General features: G+C 73.5%; 18 protein-coding genes. 10 read left to right on the top strand and 8 right to left on the bottom strand.

Annotated features, from left to right (window positions below; all coding sequences use genetic code 11):
* Positions 1-197: 197 nt before the first annotated feature.
* Positions 198-593 carry a PadR family transcriptional regulator gene (locus ABT171_RS23365; RefSeq protein WP_351246855.1) on the top strand — a complete coding sequence of 132 codons (396 nt, stop codon included), beginning with the start codon at positions 198-200 and terminating at the stop codon, positions 591-593.
* Positions 590-1591, top strand: a complete 1002-nt coding sequence (locus ABT171_RS23360; RefSeq protein ID WP_351246741.1) for a hypothetical protein — start codon at positions 590-592, stop codon at positions 1589-1591. Before ABT171_RS23365 ends, ABT171_RS23360 begins: the two co-directional genes overlap by 4 nt.
* Before the next feature lie 134 nt (positions 1592-1725).
* Here the strand turns inward: ABT171_RS23360 and ABT171_RS23355 are convergent, their stop codons facing one another.
* Together ABT171_RS23355 and ABT171_RS23350 are read right to left on the bottom strand one after the other, a co-directional pair.
* Positions 1726-3090 (bottom strand): FAD-dependent oxidoreductase, encoded by a 1365-nt coding sequence (locus ABT171_RS23355; RefSeq protein WP_351246854.1) that lies wholly within the window; start codon positions 3088-3090, stop codon positions 1726-1728.
* 160 nt (positions 3091-3250) lie between these two features.
* Positions 3251-4972 carry a C40 family peptidase gene (locus tag ABT171_RS23350; RefSeq protein ID WP_351246739.1) on the bottom strand — a complete coding sequence of 574 codons (1722 nt, stop codon included), beginning with the start codon at positions 4970-4972 and terminating at the stop codon, positions 3251-3253.
* Between the two features lie 361 nt (positions 4973-5333).
* Between ABT171_RS23350 and ABT171_RS23345 the strand changes: the two genes are divergently transcribed.
* Positions 5334-7376: a DUF1996 domain-containing protein gene (locus ABT171_RS23345; protein ID WP_351246852.1), complete on the top strand. Its 2043-nt coding sequence runs from the start codon at positions 5334-5336 to the stop codon at positions 7374-7376.
* Between the two features lie 34 nt (positions 7377-7410).
* Here ABT171_RS23345 and ABT171_RS23340 read toward each other — a convergent pair whose 3' ends face one another.
* Both ABT171_RS23340 and ABT171_RS23335 read right to left on the bottom strand, forming a co-directional pair.
* The gene (locus tag ABT171_RS23340) at positions 7411-8109 is read right to left on the bottom strand and encodes a lipoprotein (RefSeq protein ID WP_503076246.1); all 699 of its coding nucleotides are present in this window, start codon (positions 8107-8109) and stop codon (positions 7411-7413) included.
* 87 nt (positions 8110-8196) lie between these two features.
* Positions 8197-9186 carry a GNAT family N-acetyltransferase gene (locus ABT171_RS23335; protein WP_351246737.1) on the bottom strand — a complete coding sequence of 330 codons (990 nt, stop codon included), beginning with the start codon at positions 9184-9186 and terminating at the stop codon, positions 8197-8199.
* A 103-nt stretch (positions 9187-9289) separates the two neighbouring features.
* Here ABT171_RS23335 and ABT171_RS23330 point away from each other — a divergent pair, with 103 nt between their 5' ends.
* Entirely contained in the window at positions 9290-9748 is a 459-nt protein-coding gene (locus tag ABT171_RS23330) for a flavodoxin family protein (RefSeq protein WP_351246735.1), read from the top strand.
* Between the two features lie 134 nt (positions 9749-9882).
* Here the strand turns inward: ABT171_RS23330 and ABT171_RS23325 are convergent, their stop codons facing one another.
* The 3 genes from ABT171_RS23325 to ABT171_RS23315 all read right to left on the bottom strand — a co-directional run bounded on the left by ABT171_RS23325 (position 9883) and on the right by ABT171_RS23315 (position 12999).
* Positions 9883-10680 (bottom strand): SAM-dependent methyltransferase, encoded by a 798-nt coding sequence (locus ABT171_RS23325; protein ID WP_351246733.1) that lies wholly within the window; start codon positions 10678-10680, stop codon positions 9883-9885.
* 77 nt (positions 10681-10757) lie between these two features.
* Complete coding sequence (locus ABT171_RS23320) at positions 10758-11408, bottom strand: GNAT family N-acetyltransferase (RefSeq protein WP_351246731.1); 651 nt, start codon at positions 11406-11408, stop codon at positions 10758-10760.
* 427 nt (positions 11409-11835) lie between these two features.
* Positions 11836-12999: an ATP-binding protein gene (locus ABT171_RS23315; protein ID WP_351246729.1), complete on the bottom strand. Its 1164-nt coding sequence runs from the start codon at positions 12997-12999 to the stop codon at positions 11836-11838.
* Positions 13000-13449: 450 nt separating this feature from the next.
* Between ABT171_RS23315 and ABT171_RS23310 the strand changes: the two genes are divergently transcribed.
* From ABT171_RS23310 to ABT171_RS23300, 3 genes are all read left to right on the top strand, one after another.
* The gene (locus ABT171_RS23310; RefSeq protein WP_351246727.1) at positions 13450-14325 is read left to right on the top strand and encodes a Sco1979 family transcriptional regulator; all 876 of its coding nucleotides are present in this window, start codon (positions 13450-13452) and stop codon (positions 14323-14325) included.
* Positions 14326-14383: 58 nt separating this feature from the next.
* Entirely contained in the window at positions 14384-15199 is an 816-nt protein-coding gene (locus ABT171_RS23305) for an SAM-dependent methyltransferase (protein ID WP_351246725.1), read from the top strand.
* A 316-nt stretch (positions 15200-15515) separates the two neighbouring features.
* The gene (locus tag ABT171_RS23300) at positions 15516-16013 is read left to right on the top strand and encodes a hypothetical protein (RefSeq protein ID WP_351246723.1); all 498 of its coding nucleotides are present in this window, start codon (positions 15516-15518) and stop codon (positions 16011-16013) included.
* 96 nt (positions 16014-16109) lie between these two features.
* On the opposite strand, the gene ABT171_RS23295 is transcribed toward ABT171_RS23300, so the two are convergent.
* The gene (locus ABT171_RS23295) at positions 16110-17261 is read right to left on the bottom strand and encodes a PP2C family protein-serine/threonine phosphatase (protein ID WP_351246721.1); all 1152 of its coding nucleotides are present in this window, start codon (positions 17259-17261) and stop codon (positions 16110-16112) included.
* Between the two features lie 161 nt (positions 17262-17422).
* Here ABT171_RS23295 and ABT171_RS23290 point away from each other — a divergent pair, with 161 nt between their 5' ends.
* Genes ABT171_RS23290 through ABT171_RS23280 form a run of 3 tightly spaced genes read left to right on the top strand, consistent with a single transcriptional unit; the run spans position 17423 to position 19121 of the window.
* The gene (locus ABT171_RS23290) at positions 17423-18109 is read left to right on the top strand and encodes a nucleotidyltransferase family protein (protein WP_351246719.1); all 687 of its coding nucleotides are present in this window, start codon (positions 17423-17425) and stop codon (positions 18107-18109) included.
* Positions 18106-18384 carry a hypothetical protein gene (locus tag ABT171_RS23285; protein ID WP_351246717.1) on the top strand — a complete coding sequence of 93 codons (279 nt, stop codon included), beginning with the start codon at positions 18106-18108 and terminating at the stop codon, positions 18382-18384. The genes ABT171_RS23290 and ABT171_RS23285 overlap by 4 nt, the downstream gene beginning before the upstream one ends.
* On the top strand, positions 18381-19121 hold the full coding sequence (locus tag ABT171_RS23280; RefSeq protein ID WP_351246715.1) for a metallophosphoesterase family protein: 741 nt from the start codon (positions 18381-18383) through the stop codon (positions 19119-19121). The genes ABT171_RS23285 and ABT171_RS23280 overlap by 4 nt, the downstream gene beginning before the upstream one ends.
* Positions 19122-19142: the final 21 nt, after the last annotated feature.

The following is a 19142-nucleotide window of genomic DNA, read 5'->3' as shown; positions in this document are numbered from 1 at the left end:
CCCGGGGCGCGTGCGGCATGCGTCGGCCGGCCGTCGTTCACACGTGGTCGTGCTGTCGTACGGCGCCCAGAATGGTCCGGCGAACGGGGCCCGCCCGTCCATCCGCTCAGGGGCGGACCCCGTTCGCACGGCCTGTGGTTCGCCTGCTCGATATATATCGACAGGCGATATATCCTGGCTCCATGACAGCGAAGAGCATGACCCGGGCGGCGTTCTTCGTCCTCACGGCGCTCGCCGACCAGCCCCGGCACGGCTACGGCATCCTGCGCGAGACGGAGGAACTGTCCGGCGGAGAGGTGCAGTTGCGGGTCGGCACGCTGTACGGAGTGCTGGACCGGCTCACCGCCGACGGCCTGATCGTGCTGGACCGGGAAGAGGTCCAGCAGGGCCGGCTGCGGCGCTACTACCGGCTCACCGACGACGGCGTCGCGGCCCTGGACGCGGAGGCCGAGCGGATGGCCGCCGGGGCCGGGGCGGCCAAGCGGCGCATCGCCGAGGGCCGCCGCGCCGGTGCCGCCGTCCGCCCCGCCGCCGAAGGCCCGGCCGGACTCGAACCCCCCACCACACCCGGACTCGCGGGAGGTTACGCATGACCACGCTGCTGGAGGCCCGCTACCGCGCCGTCCTGCGCCTGCTCCCCGCCTACTACCGGCGCGAGCGGGAGGAGGAGATGGTCGAGACGTATCTGGGCGACCTCGACCGCGACACCCAGGACCAGAGCCGGCCCACGCTCGGCGAGGTGGCGAGCATCGCCGCCCTGGCGGTGCGCAGCCGCCTCGGTGCGGCAGGGGCACCCCGCCCCTACGTCCTGCTCGGCTCGGGCGCCCGGCTCTTCGCGCTGGCCGCCGTGCTGGTCCTGGCGGCCTCCGCCGTCGTCGCACCGGTCCTGCAGCTGACCTGGTCGTTCACCCGCGGAAGCGCCGAACGGCGGGTGTTCCTCGCGGACTTCACCGACCACGGGGTCCTGGACGGCACGGTCGCCCTCGCCCAGTGGGTCCTGCCGCTGGGCTGGACGGCCGCCTACTTCGGCCTGCTGTACGGCCGTCGCCGCCTCGCCCGGACCGGTGTCCTGGTGGCCGCGCTGCCCACCCTGTGGCCGCTGGTGTCCTCGCTGACGGGGCAGACGGTCATCGTGGAGCCCGCGTTCGTGGCGACCCTGGCACTCCTCGCCTGGCTGCCGGCCCTCGTGCTGTGCGCCGCCCACCACCGCGACGCGCCCCCGGCCCGGCTGCCGGCCGGCACCCCCGGTCTGGTCTTCATGGCCGCGTGCGTGGTGACGGGCGCCTCCCAGGTGCTGCTGCCCCGCGCCTCCGACCTGGTGTGGGGCCCCGCCAACTGTTTCGTCGTGGGTACCCTCGGCTGGCTGCTGTGGAGCGTCCGCCGCACGGAGCGGGGCACGCCGGGGGGTGCGCTCGCCCTCGCCGTGCTCGGCCTGCTCCTCCTGGCCGTGCGCGTCGCCGCCTTCTACCCGTGGCTCGGGGTACCCGGGGCCGCCTGGTACCTCCGCGGCGATATCGCCCAGGCGGTCGCGCTCGCCCTGCTGACCCTGGCCCTGGCGGTGGCCGGCCGCCGCGAGCTCGCCCCACGCTGAGCTGCCTCGACGCCCGCTGTGGGTGCCGCCGCCCGAGCCGTTCGAGTGGGCAGGCATCCGGATCCGAACGGGGCGAGGGGGCCGGCGTCTCGGCGCCTGCCCCCTCGCGAGCCTTGCCCTGCGGAGTTCCGGACCTACGCCCCGCTCTCCCGCAGCATGTCCTCACGCTCGACGAGCTTCACGCGGTCGCGGCCCTGCGGCTCGCCCAGGGCCCGCTCGGCGGCGTCCAGCTTGTACCAGCCCTCCCAGGTGGTGAAGCGGACCTCGCGTTCGGCGAGGAAGGCGTCCACGGCCTCGGGGTCCGGCGAGGCGGGGGTGTGCAGCCGGCCGTTCGCGTAGTCGTCCAGCAGGTTGGCGACGGTCTCGTTGGCGTCACCCTTGGTGTGGCCGATCAGACCGATGGGACCGCGCCGGATCCAGCCGGTGACGTACGTGGACTGCAGAGGGGTGCCGCCGTCCTCGATGACCCGGCCGCCCTCGTCCGGGACCGTGCCGGTTTCGAGGTCCCAGGGCAGCTTGGGCAGCTTCTCGGAGAGGTAGCCGACCGCGCGGTAGACCGCCTGGACGTCCCAGTCCTTGAACTCACCGGTGCCCTTGACGTTGCCGGTGCCGTCCAGGGCGGTGCGCTCGGTGCGCAGACCGACGACTTTTCCGTCCTCGCCGAGGATCTCCGCCGGGGACTCGAAGAAGTGCAGGAACAGCTTGTGCGGCCGGTCCCCGACGTCACGGATCGCCCAGTTCTCCAGCGTCTTGGCGACCATGTCGGCCTGCTTGTTGCCGCGCCGGGTCTCGATCGAGCCCTCGTCGTAGTCGATGTCCTCCGGGTCGACGATGACCTCGATGTTCGGCGAGTGGTCCAGCTCGCGCAGTTCCATCGGGCTGAATTTCGCCTGGGCGGGGCCGCGGCGGCCGAAGACGTGGATCTCCACGGCCTTGTTGGCCTTCAGGCCGTCGTAGACGTTCGGCGGGATCTCGGTCGGCAGCAGTTCGTCCGCGGTCTTGGCGAGGATGCGGGCCACGTCGAGGGCGACGTTGCCGACGCCGAGGACGGCGACCTTCTCGGCCTGGAGCGGCCAGCTGCGCGGGACGTCCGGGTGGCCGTCGTACCAGGAGACGAAGTCGGCGGCGCCGTACGAGCCGTCCAGGCCGATGCCGGGTATGGACAGCTCGCGGTCGGCCGTCGCGCCGGTGGAGAAGATCACCGCGTCGTAGAAGGCGCGCAGGTCGTCCAGGCTGATGTCGGTCGGGTAGTCGACGTTGCCGAACAGGCGGATCTGCGGCTTGTCGAGCACCTGGTGCAGGGCGGTGATGATGCCCTTGATGCGCGGGTGGTCGGGCGCGACGCCGTACCGGATCAGGCCGAACGGGGCGGGCATCCGCTCGAAGAGGTCGATGGACACACCGGGGTCGGCGGCCACGTCGGACTTGAGCAGGGCATCGGCGGCGTAGATCCCGGCGGGGCCGGCTCCGACGATGGCTACCCGCAGGGGGCGCGGCATGATCAGGTTCCCTTCGAGCGTGGACAGCGACTCGATCAAGAAGCCTAAACTAAGGCACACCTAAGTCGGTACGCGGGTCCGGTCTATGACCTCATAAGGGGATCTTATGACGTGCCCCGTGCCGCCTTATGCTCCGGGGTGTTCCTCTCCCGTGGAACGGTCAGGCCAGCCGTACGATCCGGTGGATCGCCGACTCGCCGGCGCCGTAGATCGACTCCTCCCGGATCGACGACCCCGGGCCCGGTGCGTGCACCATCATGCCGCCGCCGACATGGAGACCCACGTGCCGGTCGTCGTCGAAGAAGAGGACCAGATCGCCGGGCTCGACGTCGGCGAGGCCGACCGGGGCACCGGCGAGCGCCTGCTGGTGCGCGGCCCGCGGCAGCGTGACCCCGGCGGCCCTCCAGGCGGCCTGGGTCAGACTGGAGCAGTCGTACGAGTCCGGCCCCGTCGCACCCCACACACAGGGCTTCCCGATCTGCGCTCTGGCGAACGCGACGGCTTTGGCGGCCCGTACGGCCGAAGAGGACTCGGAGAGGGGCGCGAAGGAACCGGTATCCGTCGCGGAGACCCCGGTGGTGGACCATGTGGACCAGGCGTCCTCGGCCGGCGTCGCGGTCACCGTCCCGCCCGGTGACACCCACTGCGGCTGCTGCCACTGACCGGTTCCGGGGTCCGAGAAGGGCTGCGCGGGGGGCGCGGTCACGACGGGCGTGGCCGTGAGGGCGGTTGGCGGTGGGGGCGGAACGGGCGTGGCTGTGAGGGGAGTCGGCGGTGCGGCCGTGACCGGCGTGGGCGGTGCGGGCGCAAGGGAAGCGGGCGGCTCGGCCTCAAGGGGCGCGAGCGGTGAGGCCGAAACCGGCGCGGCCGGTGTGGGTGTCATGGGCGTAGGCGGTACGGCCGTAACCGGCGTGGCGGGTGTGACCGAAACGGAAGCGGGCGGTGCCGCCGTGGCGGACACGGGCGACGTGGCCGTGACGGACGCGGACGGCATGGGTGTGACGGACGCGGGCGGTACGGCCAGAGCGCCGACGAGTTGGGCGGCGTACCGGGAGATCACATCGCTGGCTGCGGCCAGCTTGCGCTGGTTGCCGGCCTTGGACGCGGCGGGGGAGGGGCGGCCCGGCGCGGTGGGGCCGGGGAGCGCCCAGGGCTCCTGAGCCGGGATGCCCTGGGGCGCGGACGGCCCGGCCACCGGGAGGGCCGCCGTCTCGACGGGGCCCGGGCCGGCCGGTTGCGGCGGGAGACCGAGCCCGGGAGTCCCCGGTGCCGGTCGCGGCGCATCGAGACCGGCTGTTACTGCCTGCGCTTCCGCCCCCATCGGGGCCGCAGCGGCCGGCAGCGTCAACTCTCCAGCCAGACCGGGCAGTTCGGGACGGCGAGGAGCGGGCAGGGCCGCGCGCCCGCCCGCTCGTGCGGCGAGGGCCAGTTGCTCGGGGTCCGGTGCCGGGCCGGCCGTCAGCTCGGCCACCGCGCGGCCGGCGGCGCGCTCCAGGGCCTCGGGCCGCCGATCCGGCAGACCTGTTCCCGGCGCGTCCGGTGTGCCGTCCGGAACACCGCCGCCCCTCCGCTCCCGGGAACGCCCAGGCGCCGGGCGGCCGGGAAGCCGGTCGGCGGGCAGTACGGCGGGGACGGTCGGCCCGAGCTGGGCACGCGCCATGTCGAACCACGGCCGGGCGACCTCGTCGAGGGCGGGATCCGGCCGCCGGCCCGGCCGTTTGGCCAGCGGAACGCCCCGCGAGCGCGTCACCGAGGCCATGGCCCGGGTGGCGTTGTAGTTCCCGGTCGCCTTCTCGGCCTGGTCGTAGAGGGAGTTGATCCGCTGCCGGACCTCGTCCCGGTGCGGAACCTCGTCGCGGCTCTCCGGCGCCATGGAAGACATGCTCCTTCCTTGCCCCGCAGGGCAGTTGGGCCGTCTCGTCCGGCTCCGTCGAGCGCCGGGCGGCCTCGCGTCAACCTAACCAACGTGTGTACCTCGTGTGAAGGTTGAGGCGTGGAATGTCCGATACGTATTTGTGATGTTCGTGGTGACGTTCGAAAGGGAAGGGGAAGCGGCCGCACGTTCCTGTGAGGTACCGGTGAATTCACGAGGCCGTTGAACACATCGTCGCCGCCCTGCGTATGAAGCCGGGGAGCTCCATGCCCGACCAGGCGCACACACCACACAGGGGACGACCTTGGCACGCAACAACCGCAGACGCCCGACCGGCGCACGACGCGCGACCTTGGCGGCGGTCGCCCTGATGCTGGGCGGAGGCGGCCTTGTCGCGGCGAACGTCTACGCCTCGGCCACCGAGGGCTGGGGCGACGGGCCCGGCGCGCACGGCACCGGTCACGTCCTGTCCGCCGGCATGGCGACGATCGACTGCCCCGATGTCGGCAGCCGGCTGACCGCCGTACCGGACCCGGCCCGTCCCGACGTGGACCGCGAACTCGCCCTGCTGGACCGGCAGACGGCGGCGGCGTACCGGCAGTTCCAGCAGCAGTCGGGGCAGTTCACCGGGCAGGCCGCGAATCAGGGCACGAGCCCGGCCACGGGTCAGGTCATGGGTGGTCGTGCCTCCGGTTCCATCGACGACACGATCATGAACCCGCTGAAGGAGCAGCGGGCCGCGGCGATCGGGCGGATCGCCGACGCCATCGACCGGGTGGGGCAGCGCCCGCAGGGCCTGGAGGCCCTGGCCGCCTGCACCCTGCGCCCCGCCGGCGGCGGCGCGGGTGACAGCGCTCAGCCGACCGCCACCCCGACCGGCGGCGTCCAGCAGACCGGTGCCGGCCAGGGCGGCAACGGACCGGTCGTCTCCGACTACGCGGACATCACCTCCGTAGAGCCCGGCATGCCGACCCCGCCCCAGCAGGCCGACGCCTCCCGCGGCACCTTCTCCTCCGACTGCGGCGTCAACGCGAACGGTCTGCGCAACTCCGACAACGTCATCGTCGCCCCCGGGGTCTCCAACGGCGCCCACCACTTCCACGACTACGTCGGCAACCAGGGCAACAACGCCTTCGCGAGCGACGACGACCTGGCGCGGGCCGGGACGAGCTGCGTCGACCAGGGCGACAGGTCCACGTACTACTGGCCGGTGCTGCGCCTGCAGAACGGCACCCAGGAACGTGACGCCGGGTCACCGGGCGGCGGCACGGAGGGCAACGCGGGGCAGATCGTCACGCCCAAGCAGGTCACGCTGACCTTCGTGGGCAGCCCGCGCGGCAAGGTCACCGCCATGCCGCGCTTCCTGCGCATCATCACCGGCGACGCAAAGGCCTTCGTCAACGGGCCGGGCAACGCCAACGCGTCCTGGAGCTGCACCGGTTACGAGGACCGGCAGCTGAAGGACAAGTACCCGTTGTGTCCGCCGGGCAGCGACGTGGTGCGTACCTTCCGGTTCCAGAGCTGCTGGGACGGCCGCAACATCGACAGTGCCAACCACCGCACCCATGTGGCCTTCACCGCTCCCGACGGCTCCTGTCCGGCCGGCTTCCGCGCCATTCCGCAGCTGGTGCAGCGCATCGTCTACGGAGTCAAGGCACCGAGCCTGCAGGACGGCGGCCGTACGGAGCCGCTCTTCGCCGTCGACTCCTTCCCCGAGCAACTGCACAAGCCCGTCACCGATCACGGCGACTTCATCAACGTCTTCGACGAGGACCTGATGCGCGAGATGGTCGACTGCATCAACTCCGGCCGCACCTGCGGCCACGGCGGCGACGGCTCCGGTACGACGCCGGCCCCCACGGCGAGCTCCGGCTCCGGTGCTACGGCCGCCCCGGGCGACGGCACGACGGAGCAGCCCGGCGGCACCGCCGCCTCCGCACCGGCGTCCTCGGCGGCCCAGCCCACCGAGAAGCCGAGGACCGACGCGACGACCACACCGCACCGCACCACCCGGCAGGAAACGCCCACCCGGCAGGAAGAGCCGGCCAAGCCCGGTCGGCCCGCCAAGGGGGACCAGCCTGCCAAGGCGGACGAGCCCGCCACAGCCGACCAGCCCACCCGACAGGCCCACCACCCCGCCAAGCAGAGCAGTGCCACCGAGCCGGCACCGACCACGCCCACTCAGTCCACGCCCACCCAGGCCACGCCCACCCAGGCCACGCCCGTCCAGTCCCCGCCGGCAGAGGCCACCGGCGCCGGACCTCTCCCGCCCGCCTCCGCGCAGCCCCAACCGCAGGGCAAGCAGGGCGCACTCGCGGAGACCGGGGCGCATGTGTGGCCCGCGGCCCTCGGCATCCTGCTCGCCCTGTCGGGCCTGATCATGCTGCTCCGGGCCAGGCGCCTGCGCTACTGACCGCCGCCGGCGGCACCGCCGCCCGGCGGGTTGCTCAGCCCAGCTTGAGTGTCCGCTTGGCGAGTTCGTACGCGGGCCGCATCGCGTCGTGCTCCTCGCTGTCCATGCCGCCGAGGTGCAGGACGACCGGGCCGTCGGGCGTGCTGACGGCGAGGGCGGTCTCCTTCTTGGTCTCTTCCAGGAGCTTGCTGGTGTAGAGGTACTCCACCTCTACACCGCCCAGACCGCCGCCGGTCTTGACGGAGTGGTACTTCTCCTTGCTGACGTGGTCCTCCGCGGCCACGAACCGGCGCAGCACGCTGCCCGCGTCGGCGTCCCCGGGCTTGCCGGTCCACACGCGCAGGAAGCCGATGTGGCCCGCCGGCTTGGCGTCGATCTCGCAAGCCGTGGTGACCGGCCCCTGGCGCAGGAAGGCGTCGGCCAGCGCCCCGCTCAGGTCGCCGCCGGAGCCCTTCGAGGACTTCGACAGCTCCTTCTCGGCGTCGACCGGCTTGGCCTTCCAGTCCTTGGCGATGTCGAATCGGACGGGCAGTTCGCAGCTCGAACCGGCCGCGCCGATCGAACCGCCGCTCGCTGTCGCCGTCCCGTCGGCCCCCTCGCTCCGGGCGCTCGGCGATCTGCCGGACGCGCTCTTCTTGGCACCGTCCGCCGATTCCGCGCACCCCCCGAGCACCGCCGCCAGCGCCACCGCCACGACCACTGTGCCCCGCACGGACCCCACCCTGACCTGCACGTCCCTCTCCCCTCCTGTTGAGGGGCGTCACTGTAACCGAGTGCACCGACAACGCCGGACGCCGTTTCCCGCGCCGGTCGGCCCCGGTCAGCCGGTGACGGGCCAGCCGGTGACGGGCCAGTCGGTGACGGGCCCGCCGGTGACGAGCGCCTTGCAATAGACCGTGGAGCTGCGCCGGACCGTCATGCCGAGGCGCTCGTAGAGCGAGAGCGCGCCGGTGCCGGAGTGCGTCCACAGGGCGCAGGCGGACCTGCCCCGGTGGTGGAAGGTGCGGAACGCCTCCCGCAGGAGCGTGCGGGCGATGCCCCGGTCGCGGTGGTCGCGCCGTACCGCGACCCGCTCGACGTATCCCTCGTCATGGCCCGGCACGTCCAGGGACAGCACCGCCCCGACCAGCTGGTCGCCGGCGAGGGCCACCGGTGAGGCCGCCGGCAGGAAGGCGGCGCGTTCGACGGTGTGCCGGGCCCACTCCGCGTAGCTCTTCCGCCGTGGCTGCCACTCGTCGAACGCGTCCTCGGTGAGCCGGTACACGGCCTGCTCGTCGCCGTGCCGGAACGGTCGTACGGTGATGCCCGCCGGCGGATCGGGCACCTCCGGTTCGACCGGCAGCGCGATCTCCAGCAGCCACTCGATGACCAGCCGGGAGTACCCGCCGGCCCGCAGGAGCGCGGCGGCGGCGCGATCGGTGTCGGAGACGGTCTGCGCGATCCGGTCACTGCCCTGTTCCCGGGCCCGGGACTCGGTCCAGGCGAGCAGCGCACCGCCGAGGCCCCGCCCTTGGTGGGCGGGATGCACCTGGACCCTGGCCCGCGGCCCCCGCACCCAGCCGAATCCGGCGGCCCCGCCCGCCCCGTCGTGCACGAGCAGCGTGTCGCGCTCCGGCCGCACACCCGGCAGGGTGAGTTCGGCGGTGATCCGGTCGGCGCCCGTCACGGCGCTGCCGTCCAGCGCGCGCTCGCACGCGGCGACCAGGCGGTGGATCGCGTCCGCGTCGGCGAGGACGGCCGGCCGGCACCGGTAGCCGCCCGGCAGCTGCTCCGGGAGCACACCGGCCACAGGCGCGTCCGTACCGGTCACGGCAGCCCCTCCCGTCCTTCCCGTGCACAGCCTCTACCCCGCCGCGCCGCCTGCCAAGCCCGCCGTTTGCGAGGGGACACGGGCGCACGGCAGGGTGCGGGGTGTGCCTACCTTGCTGATCGTCCATCACACCCCGTCGCCCCACTGCCAGGCGCTGTTCGAAGCCGTCGTCTCCGGGGCCACCACACCGGAGATCGAGGGCGTCCGCGTCGTCCGGCGGGCGGCCCTGTCCGCGACCGCCTCCGACGTCCTGGCGGCCGACGGCTATCTGCTCGGCACCCCGGCGAACCTGGGCTACATGTCCGGTGCGCTGAAGCATTTCTTCGACCAGATCTACTACCCCTGCCTGGACGAGACCCGGGGCCGGCCGTTCGGTTACTACGTCCACGGCGGCAACGACGTCACCGGTGCCGTCCGCGCCATCGAAGCCGTTACCACCGGCCTCGGCTGGCGCCGCGCGGCCGACGCGGTGACCGTCACCGGCGAGCCCGGCAAGGCCGGCACCCAGGCGTGCTGGGAGCTGGGAGCCACGGTCGCGGCGGGGCTGATGCCGCAGGCGTGAGGGCCGGCGGGCTCCCTCGGCACGGGTGCCGCGGCGCCGGCCGAGAACGACGGTGCGGGCCGCGGCCGCCCTCGGCCTGGACGGCCGAAGACGGCCCGCCGCCCGGCGGGCGCCGCTGCGAGCCCGGGCTCACCTCAGGGTTTGCGGGCCACCCCGACGTACACCGGCTGCTCCCCGAGGACCCGCATCCCCGGCTCCGGATGCCAGTGCGGGGCCGGCACGACCCCCGGCTCGTACAGCTCCAGGCCGTCGAAGAAGCGGGTCACCTCGGTGAGCGGGCGAGCCTGGACCGGGGTGCCGCCGGCGCGGTAGACCGCCTCCACTCGCTCCCGGACCTCCGGGTCGAACTCGCCGCTGCCGTGGGACAACACCAGGTGGCTGCCGGACGGCAGGGGGTCCAGCAGCGCACGGACGACGCCGTGCGGGTCCTGCTCGTCGGTGACGAACGGCAGCAGTGCGATCAGCGACAGGCCCACGGGCCGGGTGAGGTCCAGATGCTCGCGGGCGTACTCCACGATCCGCTCCGGTTCCCGGACGTCGGCGTGCACATAGGCGGTACGGCCCTCGGGTGTGCCGTGGAGCAGGGCTTCGGCGTGCCGCAGCACGATCGGGTCGTTGTCCGCGTAGACCACGCGGGCGCTCGGGGTGACGGCCTGGACGATCTGGTGCAGGTTCGGCTCGGTGGGGATCCCGGTGCCCACGTCCAGGAACTGGTCGACGCCTTGGCGGGCCACGAAGCGGACGGCCCGGTGCATGAACTCGCGGTTGGCCCAGGCCGTGTCCTTGACCCCCGGGAACAGCTCCAGCACCCGCTGAGCGGCCTCGGCGTCGACGGGGTAGTGGTCCTTGCCGTCCAGGTACCAGTCGTACATCCGGGCGGAGTGCGGCTTGCCGGTGTCGATGCGCTCCGGGCTGAATCCGGTGTCTGTCACGTCGGCTCTCCAAGAAAGGTGGGGGGTGGATGGCTCGCGACGCCGGACGGGCGGGCGAGCGGGTGGTCAGTGGGTGGTCAGCGGCAGCGGGAGGCCGCCGTGCTGTCGTGGCGGTGCCAGACGGCGTCGACCACACGGCCGTCGGGCAGGGTGTGCCGGCGCGGTCCCTCGTCCGCCACGAAGCCGGCGCGGGCCAGGGCTCGTCGGCTCGCGGTGTTCCCGGGCTCCGCGCCCGCCCGGACCGTGGCCAGTCCGGCGTGGGTGTGGGCGAGTGCCGCGCCCGCGCGGAACAGCTCCGCGCCCAGGCCCTGGCCGCGGCAGGCCGGCGCCAGCCAGCCGCCCATCTCGCCCGTGCGGTGCTCCAGTTCGAGAGCGCCGGCGTAGGCGAGGTCGGATCTGCGCACACAGACCAGGAGCAGCGGATCGTCCGGGCCGGGCACGTACGGCTGCGCCAGCCGCCGGGGTACCCGGCGGCCGTCGTCGCCCGCGGGCCGCCAGGCGAGCAGGGCCCTGCGGGTGCCGGGATCCGGGAGGACCTGGTCCGCCTGGGTGCCGAGCCAGCGCTGTGCCTCGGCGTCGGCGCTGGCGGCGAGCGCCGCCGCCACGTCGAGCCGGGTCCGGGGCGTGAACAGCAGCAGCCGTTCGGTGGCCAGGGCGTGCCGGCCGCATCCGGGCTCGCACCGTCCGGGCGCGGGCAGCCCGGATGAGGCCCGCCTCCGGCGGATCACCGACCAGACCATGCACACCCCCGACGGAACGCTCCGCGTGGCGGACCCGGACCCGCACGACCCCGAGCCCCGACGGATGCGGACGCCCCGCACCGGCGGTGAATGTACCGGGCTTCGGCGGTGGGCGGGGCAGGGGCGGGGGTGTTTCGGCCCGTGGGCGGCGGCCGCGGTGGCGGGCGGGGCCGGGCGGGGCGTCCCGTGTCCGCAGCCCTGCCGTGTCGAGACGGGCGGGGCCGGGTGGAGCGCCCTGACACGTGGGGCGTTCCGGTTCAGCCGGCGTGTTCCTGGGAGCCGGGCTTGTGGGTGCGGGTCCAGGAGGGGTCGGCGGACGGGGCGGGGACGGGTGCGGTGGGGCGCATGGGAATCCTTCGGACGAGTGGGGGGACGGTCCGGGGAGGGTGGCGGGGCCGGACCGGCGGGCGTGGCTTCAGCCGTGCCGGGACGGCAACTCCGCCCAGACGACTCGGGCGGGCCGGCCGGGCAGCGGCGTCACGCCCCAGTCGAGGCTCAGCGCCTCGACCAGGAACAGGCCGCGCCCGTGCTGGTCGTCGGGTCCGGGGCGGCGCGCCACCGGTAGCGCGGGGCCGCCCTCCCGGTCCTCGACCTCGATCCGTATCCGGTCCGCCGTGCCGTGCAGCCGGCAGGAGATCCGCCGGCCGGCCGTGTGCACCAGGGCGTTCGTCACCAGCTCCGAGGTCACCAGGACCGCGTCGTCCCGGAGTTCTTCCGGCAGGTCCCAGGCGGTCAGCAGATGCCGCACGACACGGCGGGCCGTGCCGACGGCCGCCGGCCGGGCCGGGAGGTCGAAGGCGGCGGCGCAGCGGGACAGCGGGGCCCTGGAGGCGAGCCGGTCGGGGCCGACGGGCCCAGGGAGTCGACCGAGGCGCTCGCCTCCGGGCGGTCTGTGGACACCGGCCGGAACCGGCGGCCGGTGCGGAAGCTCCACGGCGTCCGCCGCGGGGAGCGGGTGGTCGCCGGTGTCCGGGTCCCGCCCCGGGGCGCCGGCCGCCGCGTCTGCCCGCCGGTCCCGCCCCTCCGCACGGTCCGGCCCCCGGCGCGGCCACCGGCCGCCGGTGTCCGGAACGGCATCCGGCGACCCGGCGCTGTCCGACGCCCGGTGTGTCGCGCCGGTGCCGCCCGCAACGGGGTGTGCCCTGCCGGGGGTTCGTGGAGCCTGGTGGACGGGGGCGGGTGTGTCCGCGACGACAAGTGACCCGTTGGGGGAGTCCGGTGGGCGGTGCGGCCGGTCGGTGCCGTCCGGAATGCGGGGGGCCCGGTCGGGCGTGTCCGGAGTGGGAACCGGCTGGTCGGCCGGGGCCGGCGTCCGGTGGGTCGCGCCGGTGCCGCCCGGAACGGGGTGTGCCCTGTCGGGGGTTCGTGGAGCCTGGTGGGCCGGGGCGGCCGTGTCCCTGACGGTGTGTGACCTGTCGGGGGAGTCCGGAGCCTGCTGTGGCCGGGTGGCGGGGGCAGGAGTGTGGCGCGGTCCGTCGGCCGGGGCCGGGAGCCGGAGTGTCGGGTCGGTGGTGTTCCGGGCCCGGGGGGTCTGCTCCGCGTCGGAGGGGTCCCGGTGCGGGGGCTTCAGGGAGTCCAAGGACGGGGTGCGGGCCGGGTCGCCCGTGGGCCGGTGCCGAGGGCGTACCGAGGGCAGGCGCAGCGGACTTGACGCCAGGGGTGGTCTCCGGTCCCCGGGCGGTCGGTGGAGCGGTGGGGGGAGGGAGGGCGGAGCCATCGCCGTGCGCCTTTCGTCCGGCTTCGCGTGGGGGGTCGCCGCTGTGGCCGGCCGCTCGCGCAGCAGACGGCACACCGCCTCCCGCGAGGCCGTGGTGCGGCCCGATCTCCCCCAACCCGGCCGCGCCGCCCGCTCCTTGGTCAGCCGGAGCAGTGAGTCCACTGTGGCACCCGCCAACAACACTCCGCAACCGGCAAGTTGAAATTTGCAAGTAGCCACGTGCATGCTGCTTCGGTCAGAACGTGATCGAATGAGCTGGGAAAGCGATCATGTGCAACGGTGTCCGTGTGACCTGGTGAGGGGGTGCGGGGCGTGACCGAGGAGACCGACTGGGGCGGCGCCCCCTCCGTCCTGCGCATGATCCTGGGCCGGCAACTGGAGGAACTGCGCACCCGGGCCGGTCTCGGCTACGCACAGGCGGGCGCCGCCATCGGGGTCAGCCACTCCACGATCCGCCGTATGGAGTCCGCCAAGGTGGCCCGGCTGCGGCTCGCGGACGTCGAGAAGCTGCTCCAGGTCTACGGCGTCACCGACCAGGACGAGATCGACACCTTCCTGCAGTCCGTGCGCGAGGCCAACAAGCGCGGCTGGTGGCACACCTACCGCGATGTGATGCCCGACTGGTTCGCCGCCTATCTCAGCCTGGAGCAGGCCGCGTTGCAGATCCGCGCGTACGAGAACCAGTTCGTGCACGGCCTGCTGCAGACCGAGGACTACGCCCGCGCCCTGCTCGCCGCGGACCATCCGCACGCCTCCGCCGAGGCCACCGAACGCCGGGTCGCCCTGCGCATGCGCCGCCAGGAGCTGCTGGCCCGCGAGGCGCCGCCGCGGGTGTGGGTGCTGATGGACGAGACCGTGCTGCGCTGGCCGGTCGGCGGACCGCAGGTGATGCGGGCGCAGATCGACCACCTCGTCGAGGTCAACCGTCTGCCCCACGTCACCCTGCAGCTCATGCCGTTCGCCAACGGCCCGCACCCGGCGCTTCGAGCGGGCGCCTACCACCTCTTCCGCTTCCGGGCCCGCGAACTGCCCGACATCGTCTACCTCAGCGGTCTGGTCGGGGCCGTCTACCTCGACAAGGCCGACGACGTGGTGGTGTACCGGGAGGCGCTGGACCGGCTCGGCGCCCAGGCCGCGCCGGCCAGGAAGACGGAGGCCCTGCTCGGCGCGATCCGCAAGGAGCTGTGACACACCCGCCTGTGCGTACGCGAGCCCCCACCCCTCGACCCGAATGGGAGACAAGGCGTTGCCCGACAACGGATGGCCGGCCGACCGGATCGACACCGAGAACGCCCACTCCGCCCGCATCTACGACTACATCCTCGGCGGCAAGGACTACTACCCCGCCGACAAGGAGGCGGGTGACGCCATGGCCCGGGAGTGGCCCGCGCTCCCGGTCCACATGCGCGCCAACCGCGACTGGATGAACCGCGCCGTGCGCTGGCTGGCCGAGGAGGCGGGCATGCGCCAGTTCCTGGACATAGGCACCGGCATCCCCACCTCCCCCAACCTGCACGAGATCGCCCAGGCCGTGGCCCCCGAGTCCCGGGTCGTCTACGTCGACAACGACCCGATCGTCCTCACCCTCTCCCAGGGCCTGCTCGCCAGCGCGCCGGAGGGCCGGACGTCGTACATCGAGGCCGACTTCCGCGACCCGGCGGCCATCCTGGACGCCCCGGAGCTGCGCGAGACGCTGGACCTGAGCAAGCCGGTCGCGCTGACGGTCATCGCCATCGTCCACTTCATGCTCGACGAGGACGACGCGGTCGGTGTCGTGCGCCGGCTGCTGGAGCCGCTGCCGTCCGGCAGCCACCTCGCGATGTCCATCGGCACCGCCGAGTTCGCCCCCGAGGAGGTGGGCCGGGTCGCCCGCGAGTACGCGGCCCGCAACATGCCGATGCGGCTGCGCACCCTCGACGAGGCCCATGAGTTCTTCGAGGGACTGGATCTGGCCGAACCCGGCATCGTCCAGGTGCACAAGTGGCACCCCGACGGCACCGGCGAAAAGGACATCCGCGACGAGGACATCGCGATGTACGGCGCGGTCGCCCGCAAGCCCTGACAGGCCGTCGGGCAAGCCCTGACAAGCCGTCGGGCAAGCCCTGCCAGGGCGACCGGCAGGCCCCGCAGACCAGGGGCCGGGGTCCGCACCCACCTCCCGGACCCCGGCCCCGCCTCTCGCCCGCCCCGATGCGGAGTGACCGAAAGGGCACGGAAACCCGACCGGAATCCGGCACAACCTTCCGGCTGTCTCATGTTTCCTGACGGGAGTGGGAAAAAAGCCGGGAGAAGCGGAACCGGTGCGAGGGAAATGAGGTCTTAAGGTCCGTCGACGGCCGGGATCAGCCCGGACGTACGAAACCGGGGGAATGAGACACATGTCCGTTCGCAGCCGCAAGACCCTCCTCACCGCAGTGGCCCTCGCCGGCGGCCTCACCCTGGCCGCCGTGGCGCCCGCCCTCGCGGGCACCGGCACGAGCCACACCACCCGCGCCGCCGCCGTGTCCTCCCAGGGCGACCCGCGCAACGTCACCCAGCACGTGGCCGACTTCTACGGCGCCTACATCGATGCCGTCTGGTCCACCGACGACAAGTCCGCGGGCGACGCCGACAAGGCGCTGCGGGCCTTCTACCTCTCCGCCGCCGCGCAGAAGAACGTGGCGGCCTTCGAGAAGAAGGAGCACGCCGACGGCATCCTCTTCGCCCAGAACGTGCCGGTGAAGTGGAAGGTGACCTCCGCCGGTTCCGGTGCGGGCCACGCCACCAGCCGGGTCACGCTCACCTGGAGCGACGGGCCGCACGCCGAGGTCACCACCATCGACGTGCAGTCCGATGTGAAGACCCTGAAGATCACCGGCCTCAAGCCGGTCCGCTGACCGGGGGCGTGCGGTCCCGCCCCGCCCCACTCGGGGCGGGACTCACGCCTGCCGTGACCGCCGGGGTGCGGGCCTGACCCCGCGTGCCGGCCGTGCTCAGCCGTGCCGGAAGGCGTCCGTGCCGGAGACCCGGCCGTGGTGGCGGCGCCGGTCCACGGCCGTGCGGTGCAGCGCGATGAGCGCGGCGTCGTCGTCCAGCCGGCCCCCGGCATGGGTGAGCAGGTCGCGCCGCACATGGTGCATCAGCGCCTCGGGGCTTTCGTCGGTCCAGCGCACGGCCCGCTCGGTGAGCGGATAGAACCGGCCCCGCGCGTCCCTGGCCTCCATCACCCCGTCGGTGTAGAGGAGCAGGGTGTCACCCGGCTCGAAGGAGAACACGTCCAGCGTGTGCTCCGCGCCACCGTGCACCCCGAGCGGCGGTGACGGATGCAGGCTCGGGACGGTGACGGCGTGGCCGGGGCTCAGCAGCAGCGGCGGCGGATGGCCGCAACTGGTCATCCGGGTGACCGGATCCCGGTCCGGGATCTCCACCAGCAGCGCGGTGGCGAACCGTTCGCCCGCCTCCTCCGGCGGCTCCAGGTCCGCGGCGTGCCGGGCGATGCTCTGCTCCAGGACGGCCGCCAGCTCCGCCAGCGGAATGTGCCGGTGCGCGCTCTCCCGGAACGCCCCGAGCAGCAGGGCGGCCTCGCCGATGGCGGCCAGACCCTTGCCGCGGACATCGCCGATCAGGACGCGCACCCCGCCGTCGTACCGGGTCACCGCGTACAGGTCGCCACCGATCTGTGCCTCGTCCTCGGCGGCCAGATACAGCGAGGCGATCCGCAGCGGCCCGATCTGCTCGGGCAGCGGCCACATCAGCACGTGCTGCGCGGCCTCGGCGACCGTGCGGACCTGGGCCAGCTGGGCCTGCCGGCGCTCGCGCAGCGCGCTGTAGAGCACCACCAGCACCGAGAGCACGGCGAGGGTGATGATCTGCACGATGTGGTTCGTGGTGCCGATGCCGCCGTGGGTGACCCCGATGACCAGCTGGGCGGCCAGTGCGAGCGCCCCGATGGCCGCGGTGGTCCGCGGACCGGCGATGGACGGCGTCAGCGCCGGCGCGATCACCAGGGCGGGGCCCAGGTGCACGTTGTAGGGGGTCTGCACGTCCACCACCGTGATCACCACGATGAGCGCCACCGGGAGCAACAGCAGCGGATGCGCCGACTGCCACGGCTGCCCCGAAGCCGCCCTGAGCCGGGGTCTCATTCCTACAGCGTCCTCCCGTCCCGGACCCGGCGCACGTCACACGGGAAGGATCCGTACGGCCGGGCGGTGCGCCGTGTCGGTGCGGTCGCGCCGGGTACCCGTACCAGCCCCGGGGCCGAACCGGCCGCCCCGGGGGCGCCGGGTGCCGTGAAGGAGAGGTCATGACACACAACGGGGAGGACACCGCGCCCCTCCGGCGACCGGAGGTCACCGAACTGCGTCTCGCGCAGGAGGGACCGGAACGGTCTGCCGCCCCCGCACCGGGACAGCCGGACCTGCCGCACGACCGCAGCCAGGCGATCCTGGAGGCCGCCAAGGAGATCGGCGCCCTGTTCAAGCGCGCCGGCCACCCCTTCGCGCTCGCCGGGAGCGTCGCCGTCTACGCCCACGGCGGCAGCCGCTACCTCCAGCACGACGCCGACTTCTGCGTGCTGCCCGACGACGCCGAGACGGTCGCCGCCACCCTGCGCGAGGCCGGCCTCGCCGTGCGGACCCCGCCCGAGGACTGGCTGCTGAAGACCACCTGCCAGGGGCAGAACGTCGACATCATCTTCGCCCTCGCGCACCAGCCCGTCACCAGGGACCTGCTGGAGCGCGCCCATGTCCTGCCGGTCGACTCGGTGCTGATGCCCGTGTTGTCCCCGACCGATCTGATCCGCAGCCTGCTCAGCGCCTTCTCCGAGCACTACTGCGACTTCGGGGCCGTACTGCCGGTCGCCCGGGCCGTCCGCGAGAAGGTCGACTGGAAGGAGGTCCGGACGACCTGCGGCGACCAGCCCATGCCGGCCGCCTTCCTCTTCCTCCTCGAACGGCTGCACGTGATCGACCCCCAGGAGGGGCAGCCATGACCGACACCAGCCCGCCGCCCCCGCCGGAGGCCGGCAACCTGGACTACCGCGTCGCCCACCTCGCCGAGCACCTGGCCGCGGGACCGCTCGGGGAACTCGGCGTACGACTGGAGATGCGCGGCGATGCCATCCTGCTCACCGGCACCGTGCCGTCCGCCCAGTGCCGGGACGAGATCTGCCACACGGCCCGCGAGGAACTGGCGGGGCATCCCGTCCACTGCGACATCCTCGTCGCCGGGACCTCCTCGCCCGACCACGGGGAGGACCTGACATGATCCGCGTCGCGGCCGTCGGGGACATCCACATGGGTCCCGAGAGCCAGGGCACGCTGCGGCCCTCCTTCGAGACGCTGCCCGGTTGCGCCGACGTCCTGCTGCTCGCCGGTGACCTCACCCGGCACGGCACCCCGGAGGAGGCAGCGGTCGTCGCACGGGAGATCAAGGACCTCGGGGTGCCGGTCGTCGCGGTCCTGGGCAACCACGACCACCACGACGAACGGCCCGAGGAGGTCACCACGATCCTGCGGGACGCCGGCGCCCACGTCCTGGAGGGGCAGGCCACCGTCGTCAGCGGCGCGGGCGGGACCCGGATCGGGGTCGCCGGGACGAAGGGCTTCGGCGGTGGCTTCGTCGGACGCTGTGCCGGGGAGTTCGGCGAACCGCTCATGAAGGAGTTCGTCCGCTACAGCCGCCGGTGCGCCGACGGTCTGCACACCGCACTGAAGGAGCTGGCCGACTGCGACGTGCGCATCGCCCTGACCCACTTCGCGCCCGTGCCGGACACCCTCGCCGGCGAGCCGCCGGAGATCTACCCGTTCCTCGGCAGCTATCTGCTCGCGGAGGCCATCGACACCGGCGGCGCCGACCTCGCCGTGCACGGCCACGCACACGCCGGTACCGAACACGGCATGACCAGCGGCGGCGTCCGGGTGCGGAACGTGGCCCAGCCGGTCATCGGACAGGCCTTCCACGTGTACCACCTGCCGGGCCGGGAGCAGCACCCGCAGGAGTGAGCCCCCCGGACCCCGGGCGGG

This window comes from Streptomyces sp. NPDC001851 (assembly GCF_040297165.1).
In the GTDB taxonomy this organism is placed as follows: Bacteria; Actinomycetota; Actinomycetes; order Streptomycetales; family Streptomycetaceae; genus Streptomyces.
Note: the sequence above shows the minus strand (reverse complement) of the source record. Positions and strands in the feature narration are given on the sequence as shown.